Here is a 17,518-nt window from a genome sequence, read left to right on the forward strand (position 1 = left end):
ACGGCGGGTCCGGTTTTCGCCAATTGCTGCCGCTTTCCGCTGGAACTTTTTTACGACGATGAAATTCTTATTTGAAAAGCAATTTGCTCGACGCGCTCTTTGTTCTATGCTTTGAGCAAGTTCCTGCTTGAGGGGTCATTCCAAAGCGTGCACACATCACCTGGCACCATTCCTGCGAACGATGCAACGTGTGCAGCACGGAAACCCCGGGCAGCGCCCCGCTGACTCGATGGAGGTGTCTATGGATGTCATCAGTAACTTCGCCGCTCGGTACGAGCGTACGCGCGAAGAGGTTCTGTCCCTGCAGGACTATCTCGAGATTTGCAAGCAGGAACCGATGGCCTACGCCACGGCGGCCGAGCGCATGCTCAAGGCCATCGGAGAACCCGAACTGGTCGACACGCGGAACGACCCCCGGTTGTCGCGCATCTTCGCCAACAAGGTGATCAAGATCTACCCGGCCTTCCGGGAGTTCTACGGCATGGAAGACGCCATCGAGCAGGTGGTGTCGTATTTCCGGCACGGCGCGCAGGGCCTGGAGGAAAAGAAGCAGATCCTCTACCTGCTCGGCCCGGTCGGCGGCGGCAAGAGTTCGATCGCCGAGCGACTGAAGCAGCTCATGGAGCACGTGCCCTTCTATTCGATCAAGGGTTCGCCGGTCAACGAGACCCCACTGGGCCTGTTCGACGCGGCCGAGGACGGCGAGATTCTCGAACGGGAATACGGCATCCCCCGGCGCTACCTGCAGCGCATCCTTTCGCCCTGGGCGGTGAAGCGGCTGGAGGAGTTCGGCGGCGACATCCGCAAGTTCCAGGTCGTCAAGCGCTACCCCTCCGTGCTGCGCCAGGTCGCGGTCGCCAAGACCGAGCCGGGCGACGAGAACAACCAGGACATCTCCTCGCTGGTCGGCAAGATCGACATCCGCAAGCTGGAAGACTATGCCCAGGACGACCCGGACGCCTACGCCTACTCCGGCGGCCTCTGCCTGGCGAACCAGGGCCTGCTCGAGTTCGTCGAGATGTTCAAGGCGCCGATCAAGGTGCTTCATCCGCTGCTGACCGCCACGCAGGAGGGCAACTTCAAGGGCACCGAGGGCTTCGGCGCCATCCCCTTCGACGGCATCGTGCTCGCGCACAGCAACGAGAGCGAGTGGAAGGCCTTCCGCAACAACAAGAACAACGAGGCCTTCCTCGACCGCATCTACATCGTGAAGGTGCCCTACTGCCTGCGCGTGTCCGAGGAGATCAAGATCTACGAGAAGCTGGTGCGCAACTCGTCGCTCGCGCACGCGCCCTGCGCGCCCGGCACGATGCGCATGATGGCCCAGTTCTCGGTGCTGACGCGGCTCAAGGAGCCCGAGAACTCGAGCATCTTCAGCAAGATGCAGATCTACGACGGCGACAACCTCAAGGACACCGACCCGAAGGCCAAGTCGATGCAGGAGTACCGCGACTACGCCGGCGTCGACGAAGGCATGAGCGGGGTGTCGACGCGTTTCGCGTTCAAGATCATCTCGAAGGTCTTCAACTTCGACAGCAGCGAGGTGGCCGCCAACCCGGTGCACCTGATGTACGTGCTCGAGCAGCAGATCGAGCGCGAGCAGTTCGCGCCCGAGACCGAGCAGAAGTACCTGTCCTACATCAAGGAGCTGATGGCGCCGCGCTATGCGGAGTTCATCGGCAAGGAGATCCAGACCGCCTACCTCGAGAGCTATTCGGAATACGGCCAGAACATCTTCGACCGCTACGTGACCTACGCCGACTACTGGATCCAGGACCAGGAATACCGCGACCAGGACACCGGAGAGGTGTTCGACCGCGGCTCGCTCAACGCCGAGCTCGAGAAGATCGAGAAGCCCGCGGGCATCAGCAACCCGAAGGACTTCCGCAACGAGATCGTCAACTTCGTGCTGCGCGCGCGCGCCGGCAACGCGGGCAAGAACCCGCTGTGGACCAGCTACGAGAAGCTGCGCACCGTGATCGAGAAGAAGATGTTCTCGAACACCGAGGAACTGCTGCCGGTCATCAGCTTCAATGCCAAGAGCAGCGCCGACGAGATGAAGAAGCACGAAGACTTCGTCAACCGCATGGTCCACAAGGGCTATACGGCCAAGCAGGTTCGCCTGCTGTGCGAGTGGTATTTGCGCGTTCGCAAGAGCTCATGATGAGCTGAAGGAGATCCGGCCGTGGCCATGCTGCAGCAGATCATCGACCGTCGGTTGTCGGGCAAGAACAAGTCCATTGGCAACCGCGAGCGTTTCCTGCGGCGCTATCGCGAGCAGATCGGCGAGGCCGTGCGCCGTGCGGTCAGCGGCCGCGGGATTCGCGACCTCGAACAGGGCGAGGACATCACGCTGCCCAAGCGCGACGTGTCCGAGCCCGTCTTCGGCCACGGCCAGGGCGGTGACCGCGAGTACGTACATCCGGGCAACAAGGAATACGTCAAGGGCGACCGTATCGAACGTCCGCAGGGCGGCGGCGGCTCGGGCAGCGGCTCGCAGGCCGGCGACGGCGAGGGCGGCGAGGACGACTTCGTCTTCCGCCTGACCAAGGAAGAGTTCATGCGGGTCTTCTTCGAGGACCTCGCCCTGCCCCATCTGATCCGTACCCAGCTGGCCGAAGTGCCCGAGTGGAAGAGCCACCGCGCCGGTTTCGTGAGCGACGGCAGTCCGAGCAACCTGCACGTGGTGCGCTCGATGCGCGGCGCGCTGGCCCGGCGCATCGCGCTCGGCGGCGATGAGCGGCGCGAGATCCGCGAGCTCGAGGCCCACCTGCTGCACCTGCAGCGCAACCCGCGCGCCGCGGACGCGCTGATACAGCGCGAGATCCGCGAGACCGAGACCAAGCTCGAGGAGCTGCGCGCCAAGGCCAAGCGCGTGCCTTTCCTCGACCCGATCGACCTGCGCTACCGCAACCGGGTCAAGGTGCCGATTCCGTCGGCCAAGGCCGTGATGTTCTGCCTGATGGACGTCTCGGGCTCGATGGACGAGGCGCGCAAGGACATGTCCAAGCGCTTCTTCATGCTGCTGTACATGTTCCTGACGCGGCACTACGAAAAGATCGACCTGGTCTTCATCCGCCATCACACGCAGGCCTCGGAAGTCACCGAGGAAGAGTTCTTCCACGCCACCGAAACCGGCGGCACCGTGGTCTCCAGCGCACTGACGCTGATGCTCGACATCGTGCGCGCGCGCTATCCCAGCGGCGAATGGAACATCTACGGCGCGCAGGCCAGCGACGGCGACAACTGGCATCAGGACAGCGGCCGCTGCCGCGAGCTCCTGAGCGATCACCTGCTGCCGCTGGTGCGCTACTACGCCTACGTGCAGGTGGCCGAGGCCGAGCAGAACATGTGGGAGGAATACAGCCAGCTCATCGACGCCCACAAGAACTTCGCGATGCGCAAGGTGAGCGATGCGCAGGACATCTATCCGGTGTTCCGCGACCTGTTCAAGAAAGAAAGAGGTGCGGCGTGAACGACAGGACACGGACACCCTTGCCCAGTCCCTCCGACTGGACCTTCGAGCTGATCGAGCAGTACCACACCGAGATCGCGCGGGTGGCGCGCGGCTACAAGCTCGACACCTACCCCAACCAGCTCGAGATCATCACGGCCGAGCAGATGATGGACGCCTATGCCTCGGTCGGCATGCCGGTCATCTACCGCCACTGGTCCTACGGCAAGCAGTTCATCGCCACCGAAAAGAACTACCGGCGCGGCCACATGGGCCTGGCCTACGAGATCGTGATCAACTCCGATCCCTGCATCGCCTACCTGATGGAAGAAAACACCATGGCCATGCAGGCCCTGGTGATCGCCCACGCGGCCTACGGCCACAACAGCTTCTTCAAGGGCAACTACCTGTTCAAGATGTGGACCGACGCCTCGTCCATCATCGACTACCTGGTCTACGCCCGGAACTTCATCTCCGACTGCGAGGAGCACCACGGCGTGTCGGCGGTCGAGGACCTGCTCGACTCCTGCCACGCGCTGATGAACCATGGCGTCGATCGCTACCGGAGGCCGCAGCGGCTGTCGCTGAGCCAGGAGCAGGCGCGGCGCGAGGAACGCGAGCACCACCTGCAGCAGCAGGTCAACGACCTCTGGCGCACCCTGCCGCGCAAGAGCGGCCGCAGCGCGGAAGAGGAAGAGGCGTCGAAGCGCTTTCCGTCCGAGCCGCAGGAGAACCTGCTCTACTTCATCGAGAAAAATGCACCATTGCTGGATCCCTGGCAACGCGAAGTGGTGCGCATCGTGCGCAAAATCGGGCAGTACTTCTACCCGCAGCGCCAGACGCAGGTGATGAACGAAGGCTGGGCCACGTTCTGGCACTACACCCTGCTCAACACGCTCTACGACGAAGGCCTGCTGGCCGACGGCTTCATGATGGAATGGCTGCAGTCGCACACCAACGTCGTGTTCCAGCCGCCGATCGGCCATCGCGCGTACAGCGGCATCAATCCGTATGCGCTGGGCTTCGCGATGTTCACCGACCTCCGGCGCATCTGCGAGAAGCCGACCGAGGAGGACCGGCGCTGGTTCCCCGACCTGGCGGGCTCCGACTGGGTCTCATCGCTCGACTATGCGATGCGCAATTTCAAGGACGAGAGTTTCATCGGCCAGTTCCTGTCGCCGAAGCTGATGCGCGATTTCCGCTTCTTCACCGTCCGCGACCAGGAGAGCGAGTCCGAGCTCGAGGTGTCGGCGATCCACGACGACAGCGGCTATCGGCAGGTGCGCGAATCGCTGTCCCGCCAGTACGACCTCAATCATCGCGAACCCAACATCCAGGTGTGGAGCGTGAACCTGCGCGGCGACCGCTCGTTGACGCTGCGTCACACGCAGCACAACAACCGGCCGCTGCACGACGATTCGACCGAGGTGCTCAAGCACGTGGCCCGGCTGTGGGGCTTCGACGTCCACCTCGAGAGCGTCGACAGCCAGGGGCGGATCAATCACCGCAAGGTCCCCGGACCGCAGGCGGCCTAGCGGCGCGACCGCCCCCTGGGGGTGAGCCCCATCTCGGCGCGAGCCTTCAATGCCTGCTCGCGCGCATGGCAGCCCTCCACATGGTCGTTGACCAGTCCCATCGCCTGCATGAAGGCATAGACGGTGGTCGGGCCGACGAAACTCCAGCCACGTTTTTTCAGGTCCTTGGACATCGCGACCGATTCCGGCGATGTCGTCATGGTCCTCAACGCCTCGTGCGTGATGCGCTTGGGACGCGAAGCCGGATCGGGCTCGAAGCCCCACGCATAGGCGGCCAGCGAGCCGAACTCGGCGCGCAGTTCGATGACCCGGTGGGCGTTGTTGATGGCCGACTCGATCTTGCCGCGATGGCGCACGATGCCGGCATCGGCGAGCAGCCGCTCGACGTCCTTCGGGCCGAAGCGCGCCATGCGCTCGGCATCGAACTCCGCGAAGCCGCGCCTGAAGGCCTCGCGCTTGTTGAGGATGGTGAGCCAGCTCAGGCCGGCCTGGAAGCCTTCGAGGCACAGCTTTTCGAACAGCCGACGCTCGTCGGTGACCGGGAAGCCCCATTCGCTGTCGTGGTAGGCGCGGTAGACCGGCGTCGATTCGCACCAGCGGCAGCGCCAGGCGCCATCCACGCCTTCGAACAGGCCGGCTCGCTCGGGCGTCACGCTGCGCTCACGCGCACCAGCGCCTCGATCGCGAGCGGATAGCCCTTGACGCCGAGCCCGACGATGATCCCCCGCGCGGCCGGCGAGATGTACGAGTGATGGCGGAACTCCTCGCGGGCATGCACGTTGGAGATGTGCAGCTCGATCAGCGGCACGCTGGCGCCCTTGATCGCATCGTGCAGCGCGATGGAGGTGTGGGTATAGGCCCCGGGGTTCATCACCACGCCGAGCATGCGTCCGGCCGCGACCTCGCGCCCGGCCTCGTGGATCCAGTCGATCAACTGGCCCTCGTGATTGGACTGGCGGCACTCGACTTCGACACCGAGCGCAGCCCCTGTTTCCAGGCACATGCGCTCGACGTCGGCCAGCGTCTCGTAGCCGTATTGCGCGGGCTCGCGGGTTCCGAGCAGGTTGAGATTCGGGCCGTTGAGGACAAGGACTTTCTTCATGACGTGGCGCTCCAATTGGCAGTCATCTTATAGTGCCCGGTTCCTGAACCGAATCCGCAAGACCCATGAAAACCAAAGCCGCCGTCGCCTGGAAATCCGGAGCCCCGCTGACCATCGAAACCGTCGACCTCGAGGGGCCGAAGTTCGGCGAGGTGCTGGTCGAGATCAAGGCCACGGGCATCTGCCACACCGACTACTACACGCTCTCGGGCGCCGACCCCGAAGGCATCTTCCCGGCCATCCTCGGCCACGAGGGCGCGGGCATCGTGGTGGACGTCGGCCCCGGCGTGACCACCCTCAAGAAGGGCGACCACGTCATCCCGCTCTACACGCCCGAGTGCCGCCAGTGCAAGTTCTGCCTGAGCCGCAAGACCAACCTGTGCCAGCTGATCCGCGGCACCCAGGGCAAGGGCCTGATGCCCGACGCCACCAGCCGCTTCAGCCTCGACGGCCAGCCGATCTTCCACTACATGGGCACCAGCACCTTCAGCAACTACACGGTGGCGCCCGAGATCTCGCTGGCCAAGATCCGAGAAGATGCCCCCTTCGACAAGGTCTGCTACATCGGCTGCGGCGTGACCACCGGCATCGGTGCCGTGATCTTCACGGCCAAGGTGGAAGCCGGCGCCAACGTGGTCGTCTTCGGCCTGGGCGGCATCGGCCTGAACGTGATCCAGGGCGCGAAGATGGTGGGTGCCGACAAGATCATCGGCGTCGACCTGAATCCCGAGCGCGAGGCGATGGCGCGCAAGTTCGGCATGACGCATTTCATCAACCCGAAGGACACGCCCAACGTGGTGGACGCCATCGTGCAGCTGACCGACGGCGGCGCCGACTACAGCTTCGAGTGCATCGGCAACACCCAGGTGATGCGCCAGGCGCTGGAGTGCACGCACAAGGGCTGGGGCCGCAGCATCATCATCGGCGTGGCCGAGGCGGGGGCCGAGATCAGCACGCGGCCGTTCCAGCTGGTCACCGGGCGCAAATGGGAAGGCTCGGCCTTCGGCGGCGCGCGCGGGCGCACCGACGTGCCGAAGATCGTCGACTGGTACATGGAAGGCAAGATCAACATCGACGACCTGATCACGCACACCATGCCGCTGGAGGACATCAACAAAGGCTTCGACCTGATGAAGCGCGGCGAGTCGATCCGCGGAGTCGTTCTCTACTGAGCAAAGAGCCATGATCCGCATGGAGTCGCTGCGAACGATCGAAGCCGGCGTGCTCGAGATCGCGTATTTCGAGGCCGGCCCGCCCGACGGGCCGCCCGTGCTGCTGATGCACGGCTTCCCGTACGACATCCACAGCTATGCCGAGGTCGCGCCGATGCTGGCCGAGGCGGGCTGCAGGGTCATCGTGCCGTACCTGCGCGGCTACGGCGCGACGCGCTTCCTGAACGATGCCACGCCCCGCTCGGGCGAGCAGGCGGCGCTCGGCGCCGACCTGCTTGCGCTGCTCGATGCGCTGGCGATCCCGCGTGCCGTGCTCGCGGGCTACGACTGGGGTGGGCGCGCCGCCTGCGTGGTGGCTGCGCTATGGCCCGAGCGCTGCGTCGGACTGGTCTCTTTCAACAGCTACAACATCCAGGACATCGCCAAGGCGATGCGGCCCGAGGTCGCAGAGAACGAGCACCGGCTCTGGTACCAGTACTACTTCCACAGCGAACGCGGACGCGCCGGGCTGGCAGAAGACCGGCGCGGCGTTGCGCGGCTGCTGTGGCGGCTCTGGTCGCCGACCTGGGCCTTCGACGATGCGACTTTCGAACGCAGCGCGGCCGCCTTCGACCACCCCGATTTCGTCGAGGTGGTGATCCAGTCGTACCGTCACCGCTTCGGCCTGGTGCCGGGCGATCCGGCCTATGCCGGGATCGAGGCACGGCTGGCCGCGCAACCACCGATCGGCGTGCCGTCCATCACTTTCGACGGCGCCGACGACGGCGTGCGTCCCGTGAGCGATGCGTCGGTGCATGCCCACCGCTTCACCGGCCCCCGCTCGCACCGCATCGTGCCCGGCGTCGGCCACAACATGCCGCAGGAGGCGCCGCGCGTGTTCGCCGATGCGGTGCTCGAACTCATCCCCGCATCGAAGACATGACAGACCGCCTCAAGACGCTTTCCGAACACCGCTGCTTCGGCGGCACGCAACGCTTCCTCGAACACGATTCGCGCGAGATCGGGCTGCCGATGCGCTTCTCGGTCTTCCTGCCGCCGCAGGCGGAGCGCGGGCCGGTGCCGGCCGTGCTGTACCTCGCGGGCCTGACCTGCAGCGAGGAAACCTTCATGGTCAAGGCCGGCGCGCAGCGGCTGGCGGCCGAGCTCGGCCTGGCGCTGATCGCACCCGACACCAGTCCGCGCGGGCCCGGCGCCGAGGACATCGAGGGTGCGACCGCGAGTTGGGATTTCGGCATCGGCGCCGGCTTCTACCTCGACGCCACCGAGGCGCCCTGGGCCGCGCACTGGCGCCTGGAAAGCTGGCTGATCCACGAGCTGCTGCCGCTGGTCGCGCAGGCACTGCCGGTCGACGGCGAGCGCATCGGCATCTTCGGCCATTCGATGGGCGGCCATGGCGCGCTGACGCTCGCGCTGCGTCATCCAGGCCGCTTCCAATCGCTCTCGGCGCTGGCGCCGATCTGCGCGCCGACGCAGTGCCCCTGGGGCGAGAAGGCGTTCAACGGCTACCTCGGCGCCGATCGCAGCCAGTGGCTGGCGCACGACGCCAGCGCCCTGATGCAATCGCAAACCGTGGCGCCCTTCCCCGAAGGCATCCTGGTCGACCAGGGCCTGGCCGACAAATTCCTCGCCGAACAGCTCCACCCGCATCTCTTCGAGGCCGCCTGCGCGAGCGCCGGCCAGCCGCTCACGCTGCGCCGCCACGCAGGCTACGACCACGGCTACTACTTCATCCAGAGCTTCGTCGCGGACCACCTGGCCCACCATGGCCGGAGCCTCCTGCGGGCCTGATCTCGCAATGAGCGCCGCACCCGCCTTCCTCCCGTTGCTGAGCTACGAAGTCAACAGCGCCTCGGACGCGCTGCGCCGCAGCGCCGCCCTGCGCTTTCGCAGGGAGCACGACGTGAGCCTGATGGAATGGCGAACGCTCGCGCTGATCGAGCACCTGCAGCCTGTCACCCTGCGCGCCCTGACCGACTACTCCAGCACCGACAAGGCGCAGATCAGCCGCATCGTGAGCGCGCTGGTGGAGCGCGCCATGGTCGAGCGGCGCGCGCACAGCACCGACGCCCGATCGGCCCAGCTCTCGCTCACCGCCGCGGGCCGCAAGAAGGCCAGGAGCCTGGCGCGCACTGCGCAGCTGCGCGACCGCGCCTTCCGTGACGAGCTGAGCGAGGAAGAGGCCGCCCAGCTGGTCGCCGTGCTGCGCAAGCTCAAGGCCAAGGCGCTCGCGTTGATCGAGGAAGAAGAAAAGACGCAGCCCTGAACGCAGTCCGGCAGCCCGTTCAGCCGCCTGCGTCCACGGGCCGTGGATCGTGGAAGTTGCCGGCCTCGAAGCACACCAGGTCGTCTCCGGGATCGAAGCCGACACCGACCGGATCGCCGCCTTCGGCCACCGCCTTGACCTGCTGCGCCAGCAGCCGACGCAGCAGCACGATGCCCCGATCGCTGGTGGCGAGGTTCTCGTGCGAATGCCAGGTGATGTCGCCCTGGCTCTTCTGCGCCTCGTAGTCACCCGGAAAGCGCCGGTGCTCGTCGGCACTCAGTTCGCTCCAGAGCTTGCCGCCCTGGCGTGAACGGAAACCGGTCAGCTCGCCGGGCGTGCGCACCCGCGCCACCGTGTAGATGCGGAAGTGCGTGTCGTCGATCGGCAGCACGAAGCCGAGCGACTCGACCCGCGCGTACCGGCCCACGCGCGGATTCGGCACCACGCGCCAGGTCGGCACGCAGGCCTCGGTCACGCGGCGAAAGATCGAGCCGTCGTCGAGCGTGCGCAGCGAGGTCACCTTCACGCCGCGCGGCGTGGCGTCGAAGCGGATGGTGGGCGCCCGCAGCATCGCGTCGGTGAACTGCACGCCCGAGAAGCTCCCGTGCAGCACCATCACGTGCCAGGGGTCGACCACGTTCTCGTAGTGCTGGAACCAGTTGCAGTCGACGATCACCGGGCCGCCGCCGCCGATGCTCTGGTCGTCGGCCTCGAGGAACTCGCCCGCCTCCAGGTTTTCGAAAGGCTCGAAGCGCGGCAGCACCGGTTGCCGGTCCGGCGGGCCCATGTAGGCCCACACCAGGCCGTAGCGCTCCGCCACCGGATAGGCCGGCTGCAGCATGCGGCCGACGCGAGAGCCGCCATCAGGCTCGCAGGGCTGATCCAGGCATTGCCCGCCGGGCCCGAACTTCCAGCCGTGGTAGCAGCAGCGGATGCCGTCGTCCTCGACCTTGCCGTAGAGCAGCGAAGTCCCCCGGTGCGCGCAGCGCGGATGCAGCAGGCCGACCTCGCCGTTGCCGGCTCGAAAGAGGATCAGGTCTTCGCCGAGCACCCGGATCTGGCGCGGCGTGTCCGCCGCATCGCTCGCCAGGCCGACGGGATGCCAATAGCGGCGCAGCAGTTCGCCCATGGCGGTGCCGCGCCCGGTGCGCACGAGCTCGTCGCGCACGACGGGTTCCGGCAGCTCGTAGGCGCTGCGGATCGGAATGATGCGTGGTTGGTCTTGGGGTGCGTTCATGCGCGGGATTCCTTCGTATGGATCATTCCGGCTCGACACCGGCAGCCTTCATCAGCGCCAGCCATTGCGGCGCGTCGCGCTTGTAGACCTCGGCCAGTTCCTCCGGCGTGCTCGCGATCGGATCCTGGCCCTGGTCGACCAGGCGCTGCGAGACTTCGGGCGTGCGGATCGCGGCCACGAAGGCCTTGTTCAGCCGGTCGATCACCGGCTTGGGCGTGCCGGCGGGGACGTAGACGGCCACATAGCCCGCCAGCTCGAAACCCGCGAAGCCCTGCTCGCCGAAGGTGGCCAGCTCAGGCAGTCCGCCCGAGCGGCGCGGCCCGGTCATGCCGAGGGCCTTGATGGCATTCGCCCGCACCAGCGGCCTGGCGCTGACCGGGCTGGAGAAAGTGGTGTCGAGCACGCCGCCGCGCACATCGCTGAGTGCGGCGACATCGCCCTTGTACGGCACGTGCTGCATGTCGAGGCCGTAGCGCGTGCGCAGCAGTTCGCCGAAGAGGTGCGCCGAGGAACCCTTGCCCCAGGTGCCGTAGGAGATCGGACGCTTCTGCGCCTTGGCCCATTGCGCGAACTCCTGCAGATTGTTGTAGGGCGCGCCGGCGGGCCCGGCGAACATCACGCTGCCGAGCGAGACCAGCGTGACCGGCGCGAAGCCGGCGACCGGGTCGTAAGGCAGCTTCTTGAAGGCGCCGGCATTGTTGATCGTCGTGCTGCTGGTGGTGACCAGCACGGTGTAGCCGTCGGGTGCCGCCTTGGCGGCGGCATCGGCGCCGACGATGGTCGCGGCGCCGGGCTTGGCGTCCACCACCACCGGCTGGCCGACTTCGAGCGCCACCCTGTCCGTCATCGCGCGCACCGCGACATCGATGGCGCCGCCCGGCGCGAACGGAACGATCACGCGGATCGGCTTGGCCGGAAACGGATCCTGGGCCCAGGCCGCCGGCCATGCGCCCGCCGCCATGGCCGCCGAAAGGAGGCGGATCGCATCCCTGCGCCCGCCGTCGAATGTCTCGTGCATTGCGTCTGTCTCCGTGGGGTTCTTATATTGTTGATGCTATCAACCATATACGCCGTCGTCAACGAACGACAATCGGCGGACTCAACGTCCTTTCGAATGAACGACACACTTCCCCCGCTCCCCGAACGCGAACAGATCGCCCTGCTCGAGCCTTTCGAGGGCCTGGGCCTGAGGGATATCCGCGTGGTCGCCACGGCGCAGGACGCGCAGGACGCCACGGCGGCGCTGCTGGCCAGCCGCGTGGTGGGCTTCGACACCGAGTCCAAGCCGACCTTCGCGAAGTTCGAGGTCTCGGGCGGACCGCATGTGGTCCAGTTCGCGACCCGCAACGAGGCCTGGCTGTTCCAGCTGCATCGCACCGAGTTCCACGGCGCGCTGGCCGCGTTGCTCGGCTCGGCCGATCTGGTCAAGGCCGGCTTCGGGCTCTCGACCGACCTGAGCCTGATCCGGCAGCGCTTCGGCGTCGAGCCGCAGGCCGTGCTCGACCTCGACGCCGAGTTCCGCCGCCGCGGCTACCGCAAGTCGGTCGGCGTGAAGACCGCCGTGGCGCTGGTGTTCGACCGCCGCTTCGTCAAGTCGCGCAAGGCCACGACCTCGAACTGGGCCAACCGGCAACTGACCGACGCGCAGCTGCGCTACGCGGCCAATGACGCCTATGCCGCCATCCGGGTTTTCGACGCGCTCGGGCTCCACCCCGGCGGCTGAGTCACGGCGCGCTCAGAGCCAGCCCCGCACCCGCGCCACCAGTTCGGGCATCGGCGCGGTGGCGTCCACCTCCAGCACGCCGGGTTCGCCGACCGGGGACTCCAGCGTCGCGAACTGGTTGGCGACCAGGCTGGCCGGAAACATGTGCTCGCCGGCGCGCGCCGCCACGCGACGCTCGGCCTCCTCGCGCGTCAGCGCCATGAAGACGAAGCGCAGGCCCGGAACGGCGGACCGCAGCCGCTCGCGGTAGTCGCGCTTGAGCGCCGAACAGGTCAGTACGGCGCCCTCGCGCTGCCGCGCCAGTTCATGGCCCAGCGTCGCCAGCCAGCCGGCGCGGTCGGCGTCGGTCAGCGCGATGCCGGCGCGCATCTTGCTGACACTGGCCGGCGCATGAAAATCGTCCCCTTCGATCAGCGCCAGTCCCAGTTCCCGGGCCAGCGCGGCGCCAAGACTGGACTTGCCGCAGCCTGAAACACCCATCACCACCAGCAGGACGGGCGACGCATGCGTGAAGGGAACGTAAAGCTCTTGCATCGGCTCCATTGTCTGGCCATCTCTCCTTATGATGGCGCCCTCTTCGTGAAGAAGTAACAACTCGTGTCCATGGTCCAGCTCGCTTTGCGCCGTCCGTACACCTTCATCGTGATGGCGATGCTGATCGTGCTGGCCGCGCCCTTCGTGCTGCTGCGGATGGCGACCGACATCTTCCCGGAAATCAACATTCCGGTGATCAGCATCATCTGGAACTACGGCGGCCTGCCGGCGCAGGAAATGGGCCAGCGCATCGCCGGCCAGACGGAGCGCAGCCTGACCACCACGGTGAGCGACATCGAGCACATCGAATCGCAATCGCTGGCCGGCGTGACCGTGATCAAGGTCTTCTTCCAGCCGACCGCCAACATCGAGACCGCGATCGCCCAGGTGGTGGCCTCGATGCAGACCCAGGTGCGGCAACTGCCGCCGGGCATCACGCCGCCGCTGGTGATCAAGTATTCGGCCTCCAGCATCCCGGTGATCCAGCTTGCGCTGTCGAGCCCGACCCGGCCCGAGAACGCGCTCTTCGATGCCGCCATCAACCAGCTGCGGCCGCAGCTCATCACGATCCCGGGCGTCGCGGTCCCCTTCCCCTACGGCGGCAAGAACCGGCTGATCTCGGTCGACCTCGACACCCAGGCGCTGCAGGCGCGCGGCCTGTCGCCGGTCGACGTGGTGAACGCGGTGAATGCGCAGAATCTGATCCTGCCTTCGGGCACGGCCAAGTTCGGCGCCACCGAGTACAGCGTGCGCCTGAACGGCTCGCCCGAGGCGCTGGCCGGGCTCAACGACCTGCCGGTGCGCACCGCCGCCGGCGCCACCACCTACCTGCGCGACGTCGCCAACGTGCGCGACGGCTTCTCGCCGCAAACCAACGTGGTGCGACAGGACGGGGTGCGCGGCGTGCTGCTGTCGGTGCTGAAGAACGGCGGCGCCTCGACGCTGGACATCGTCTCCAACCTGCGCGCCCTGCTGCCGGTGGCGGCCCAGGGCATGCCCGCGGACATCAAGGTCACGCCGCTGTTCGACCAGTCCGTGTTCGTCAAGGCCGCGGTGACCGGCGTGGTGGCCGAGGCGGTCATCGCGGCCGCGCTGACGGCCGCGATGGTGCTGCTGTTCCTCGGCAACTGGCGCAGCACGCTGATCATCGCGCTCACCATCCCGCTGTCGATCCTGGCCTCGATCCTGGCGCTCTACGCCTTCGGCCAGACGCTCAACCTCATGACGCTGGGCGGCCTCGCGCTCTCGGTCGGCATCCTGGTCGACCAGGCGATCGTGACGATCGAGAACATCGAGCGCCACCTGCACATGGGCACCGAACTCAACCAGGCGATCCTGATCGGCGCCGGCGAGATCGGCCCGGCCGCCTTCGTCTCGACGCTGTGCATCTGCATCGTGTTCGTGCCGATGTTCTTCCTCTCGGGCGTGGCGAAGTTCCTGTTCGTACCGCTGGCGATGGCGGTGGTGTTCGCGATGCTGGCGTCCTACCTGCTGTCGCGCACGCTGGTGCCGACGCTGGTGATGCTGCTGATGGGCGGCGTCCACGACCAGGCCGCGGCCGAGGCCCGGCCCAGTCTTCTTCAACGGGTCTACCGCGCTTTCGACCGCCGCTTCGAGCGCGTGCGGCGCGCCTACACGCTGGTGTTGTCGGCCCTGCTGGCCAGGCGCGGCCGCTTCATCGCGCTGTTCCTCGGCTTCTGCCTGCTGTCCTGCCTGCTGTACCCGGTGCTCGGGCGCGACTTCTTCCCCGGCGTGGATGCGGGCCAGATCCGCCTGCACATGCGCGCGCCCACCGGCACCCGCATCGAGGAGACCGCTCGGCTGGCCGACGAGGTCGAGGCGGCGATCCGCGAACTGGTGCCCAAGGACCAGCTCGAGACCATCCTCGACAACATCGGCGTGCCCAACAGCGGCATCAATCTGTCCTACAGCAATGCCGGCACCATCGGCACGCTCGACGGCGAAATCCTGCTGTCGCTGCGCGACGGCCACCGGCCGACCGAAGAGTTCGTCTCGCTGCTGCGGGCCGAACTGCCCAAGCGCTTCCCGGGCACCGAGTTCTTCTTCCAGCCGGCCGACATCGTCACCCAGATCCTGAACTTCGGCCTGCCGGCGGCGATCGACGTCCAGTTCAGCGGCAACGATGTCGCCGGCAACGCGGCGCGCGCGGCCGAGCTGGTGAAGTCGATCCGCAAGATCCCGGGCGCGGTCGACGCCCACGTGCACCAGCGGCTCGACGGCCCCGGGCTCAACCTGCAGATGGACCGCAGCCGGCTGCAGCAGTTCGGACTGACCGCGGCCAACGTCGGCCAGAACGTGCTGATCGCGCTGTCGGGCAGCTCGCAGACCCAGCCGGCCTTCTGGCTCAACCCGCAGAACGGCGTGGTCTACAACATCGCGGTGCAGACGCCGCAGTACGCGGTCGACTCGCTCGACGCCCTGCTCAACCTGCCGGTCGGCACGAGCGGCCCGGCCGGGGGCACGCCGCCCCAGCTGCTGGGCAACCTGGTGGAAGCGCAGCAGGGCCGCCAGCCCGCGGTGGTCTCGCGCTACAACATCCAGCCGGTGGTGGACGTCTATGTCAGCGTCCAGGGCACCGACCTCGCGAGCGTGGCCTCGAAGGTGCAGGCGCTGGTCGACGAGATGCGGCCCACGCTGCCGCGCGGCAGCCAGGTGGCGATCCGCGGCCAGGTGCAGACCATGCAGAGCTCCTTCATCGGCCTGGGCGTCGGGCTGGCGATGGCGATCGTGCTGGTCTACCTGCTGATCGTGGTCACGTTCCAATCCTGGCTCGATGCCGCGATCATCATCACGGCGCTGCCCGCGGCGCTGGCTGGCATCGCCTGGATGCTGTTCATCACCGGCACCACGCTGAGCGTGCCGGCGCTGACCGGCGCCATCATGACCATGGGCGTGGCGACCGCCAACAGCATCCTGCTGGTGTCCTTCGCGCGCGAGCGGCTCGCGGCGGGGATCCCGCCGCTGTCGGCCGCGCTGGAAGCGGGCGCCACCCGCATCCGGCCGGTGCTGATGACCGCGCTGGCGATGATCATCGGCATGATCCCGATGGCGCTGGGTCTCGGCGAAGGCGCCGAGCAGAACGCGCCGCTCGGCCGCGCGGTGATCGGCGGCCTGCTGTTCGCGACCGTGTCGACGCTGTTCTTCGTGCCGGTCGTCTACGCCGAGATCCACAGCCGCCGTGCGCACCGCCAGGCGGCGCGCGACGCCGCCGCTGCACCCCATTCGCTCGGGGCCGCGCCCCAGGAGACCTGAATCCCATGACCGAGCAACGCCATGCGGCATTGGGCATCCACCCGATCGCCGCCGATGAGGAAGGGGCCCACGACGAGCTGCCCCGCCGGCGCCAGATCGTGCGCCGCACCCGCATCGCGGTGCTGGTCGTGCTCGCGCTGCTGGGCGTCGGCGCCGCGCGCACGGTCTACGTCCGCGTCAGCAATGCGCGCGCGCTGGAAGCCGGCACCGCCGAGCGCGCCATCCAGTATGTGAAGACCGCCCTGCCCCAGACCACCGGGACCGGCCAGACACTGGCCCTGCCGGGCACGCTGCAGGGCTTCACGCAGTCGCCGATCTCGGCTCGCGCCAGCGGCTACCTCAAGCGCTGGACCAAGGACATCGGCAGCCGCGTCGAGAAGGGCGAGCTGCTGGCCGAGATCGAGACGCCCGAGATCGACCAGCAGCTGTCGCAGGCGGTCGCCGCGCGCCAGCAGGCGGCCTCGGGCCTGGAGCTCGCCAAGAGCACGGTGGCGCGCTGGGAGGGCCTGCGCAAAAAGGATGTGGTCTCGCAGCAGGACCTGGACGAGCGCCGCGGTGCTCTCGCCCAGGCCACCGCGAACCTCGCCGCGGCCGACGCCAACGTGCAGCGGCTGCGCCAGACCGAGGGCTTCAAGCGCGTACTGGCGCCCTTCGCGGGCGTGGTCACGCGGCGCAACGTCGACGTCGGCGACCTGATCGATGCCGGTGCCGGCAATGGCGGCCGAGCGCTGTTCCAGCTCGCGCAGACCGATCCGCTGCGGGTCTACGTCAACGTGCCGCAGGCCTATGCCCAGCTCGTGAAGGTCGGGCAGCCCGTGGTCGTCACCCAGTCCGAACTGCGCGGCCAGAGCTTCCGCGGCGAAGTCGCACGCACCTCGGGCGCGATCGATTCGACCACCCGCATGATGCAGATCGAGGTCGCGCTGCCGAACCGCGAGGGCACGTTGCTGCCAGGCGCCTACGTGCAGGTCTCGCTGCCGCTCACGCCGAGCCGCGCGCTCACGATTCCCGCCAACGCGCTGCTGTTCCGGGCCGAGGGCAAGCGGGTCGCGGTGGTCGATGCCGACGGCCGGGTGCGCCTGCGCGGCGTCAGCCTCGGCCGCAACTACGGCGAGACGGTGGAAGTGATCGACGGCCTCTCGGGCAGCGACCGGCTGGTGCTGAATCCCTCGGACTCGCTGGCCGAAGGCGACCCGGTCACGGTCGCCAAGGAGCCGGCGTGAGC

Annotated in this window: 15 protein-coding genes; 10 read left to right on the forward strand and 5 right to left on the reverse strand. The window is 67.4% G+C overall.

What is annotated here, in order from left to right; translation table 11 throughout:
- Nucleotides 1-241 precede the first annotated feature (241 nt).
- From AB4Z46_RS00870 to AB4Z46_RS00880, 3 genes are read left to right on the forward strand one after another with little or no spacing between them, the layout of a single operon-like run.
- The gene (locus tag AB4Z46_RS00870; RefSeq protein ID WP_442281581.1) at nt 242-2,164 is read left to right on the forward strand and encodes a PrkA family serine protein kinase; all 1,923 of its coding nucleotides are present in this window, start codon (nt 242-244) and stop codon (nt 2,162-2,164) included.
- A 27-nt stretch (nt 2,165-2,191) separates the two neighbouring features.
- A complete protein-coding gene (locus tag AB4Z46_RS00875; RefSeq protein ID WP_442281875.1) occupies nt 2,192-3,475 on the forward strand; it encodes a YeaH/YhbH family protein in 1,284 nt (427 codons plus the stop codon).
- Nucleotides 3,361-4,989, forward strand: coding sequence for a SpoVR family protein (locus AB4Z46_RS00880; protein WP_442281876.1), 1,629 nt, complete (start codon nt 3,361-3,363; stop codon nt 4,987-4,989). The genes AB4Z46_RS00875 and AB4Z46_RS00880 overlap by 115 nt, the downstream gene beginning before the upstream one ends.
- On the opposite strand, the gene AB4Z46_RS00885 is transcribed toward AB4Z46_RS00880, so the two are convergent.
- On the reverse strand, nt 4,986-5,642 hold the full coding sequence (locus tag AB4Z46_RS00885; protein ID WP_442281582.1) for a DNA-3-methyladenine glycosylase I: 657 nt from the start codon (nt 5,640-5,642) through the stop codon (nt 4,986-4,988). The genes AB4Z46_RS00880 and AB4Z46_RS00885 overlap by 4 nt on opposite strands.
- Nucleotides 5,639-6,091 carry a type II 3-dehydroquinate dehydratase gene (gene aroQ / locus AB4Z46_RS00890; protein WP_442281583.1) on the reverse strand — a complete coding sequence of 151 codons (453 nt, stop codon included), beginning with the start codon at nt 6,089-6,091 and terminating at the stop codon, nt 5,639-5,641. The genes AB4Z46_RS00885 and aroQ overlap by 4 nt, the downstream gene beginning before the upstream one ends.
- A gap of 65 nt (nt 6,092-6,156) precedes the next feature.
- On the opposite strand from aroQ, the gene AB4Z46_RS00895 reads away from it, so the two are divergent.
- Genes AB4Z46_RS00895 through AB4Z46_RS00910 form a run of 4 tightly spaced genes read left to right on the forward strand, consistent with a single transcriptional unit; the run spans nt 6,157 to nt 9,526 of the window.
- Entirely contained in the window at nt 6,157-7,263 is a 1,107-nt protein-coding gene (locus AB4Z46_RS00895; protein ID WP_442281584.1) for an S-(hydroxymethyl)glutathione dehydrogenase/class III alcohol dehydrogenase, read from the forward strand.
- 10 nt (nt 7,264-7,273) lie between these two features.
- The gene (locus AB4Z46_RS00900) at nt 7,274-8,185 is read left to right on the forward strand and encodes an alpha/beta fold hydrolase (protein WP_442281585.1); all 912 of its coding nucleotides are present in this window, start codon (nt 7,274-7,276) and stop codon (nt 8,183-8,185) included.
- Nucleotides 8,182-9,051, forward strand: coding sequence for an S-formylglutathione hydrolase (fghA, locus tag AB4Z46_RS00905; RefSeq protein ID WP_442281586.1), 870 nt, complete (start codon nt 8,182-8,184; stop codon nt 9,049-9,051). The genes AB4Z46_RS00900 and fghA overlap by 4 nt, the downstream gene beginning before the upstream one ends.
- Before the next feature lie 7 nt (nt 9,052-9,058).
- Nucleotides 9,059-9,526 carry a MarR family winged helix-turn-helix transcriptional regulator gene (locus AB4Z46_RS00910; protein ID WP_442281587.1) on the forward strand — a complete coding sequence of 156 codons (468 nt, stop codon included), beginning with the start codon at nt 9,059-9,061 and terminating at the stop codon, nt 9,524-9,526.
- 19 nt (nt 9,527-9,545) lie between these two features.
- On the opposite strand, the gene AB4Z46_RS00915 is transcribed toward AB4Z46_RS00910, so the two are convergent.
- Both AB4Z46_RS00915 and AB4Z46_RS00920 read right to left on the reverse strand, forming a co-directional pair.
- Nucleotides 9,546-10,763, reverse strand: a complete 1,218-nt coding sequence (locus AB4Z46_RS00915; RefSeq protein ID WP_442281588.1) for a Rieske 2Fe-2S domain-containing protein — start codon at nt 10,761-10,763, stop codon at nt 9,546-9,548.
- 22 nt (nt 10,764-10,785) lie between these two features.
- Nucleotides 10,786-11,781, reverse strand: a complete 996-nt coding sequence (locus tag AB4Z46_RS00920; protein ID WP_442281589.1) for a Bug family tripartite tricarboxylate transporter substrate binding protein — start codon at nt 11,779-11,781, stop codon at nt 10,786-10,788.
- A gap of 96 nt (nt 11,782-11,877) precedes the next feature.
- Here AB4Z46_RS00920 and AB4Z46_RS00925 point away from each other — a divergent pair, with 96 nt between their 5' ends.
- Complete coding sequence (locus AB4Z46_RS00925; protein WP_442281590.1) at nt 11,878-12,486, forward strand: 3'-5' exonuclease; 609 nt, start codon at nt 11,878-11,880, stop codon at nt 12,484-12,486.
- A 12-nt stretch (nt 12,487-12,498) separates the two neighbouring features.
- Here AB4Z46_RS00925 and AB4Z46_RS00930 read toward each other — a convergent pair whose 3' ends face one another.
- Nucleotides 12,499-13,020, reverse strand: coding sequence for a gluconokinase (locus AB4Z46_RS00930; RefSeq protein ID WP_442281591.1), 522 nt, complete (start codon nt 13,018-13,020; stop codon nt 12,499-12,501).
- A 63-nt stretch (nt 13,021-13,083) separates the two neighbouring features.
- Here AB4Z46_RS00930 and AB4Z46_RS00935 point away from each other — a divergent pair, with 63 nt between their 5' ends.
- Both AB4Z46_RS00935 and AB4Z46_RS00940 read left to right on the forward strand, forming a co-directional pair.
- On the forward strand, nt 13,084-16,293 hold the full coding sequence (locus AB4Z46_RS00935) for an efflux RND transporter permease subunit (protein ID WP_442281592.1): 3,210 nt from the start codon (nt 13,084-13,086) through the stop codon (nt 16,291-16,293).
- 5 nt (nt 16,294-16,298) lie between these two features.
- Nucleotides 16,299-17,516 carry an efflux RND transporter periplasmic adaptor subunit gene (locus tag AB4Z46_RS00940; protein ID WP_442281593.1) on the forward strand — a complete coding sequence of 406 codons (1,218 nt, stop codon included), beginning with the start codon at nt 16,299-16,301 and terminating at the stop codon, nt 17,514-17,516.
- Nucleotides 17,517-17,518 lie beyond the last annotated feature (2 nt).

Source organism: Variovorax sp. M-6, assembly GCF_052114385.1.
Taxonomy (GTDB): domain Bacteria; phylum Pseudomonadota; class Gammaproteobacteria; order Burkholderiales; family Burkholderiaceae_C; genus Variovorax.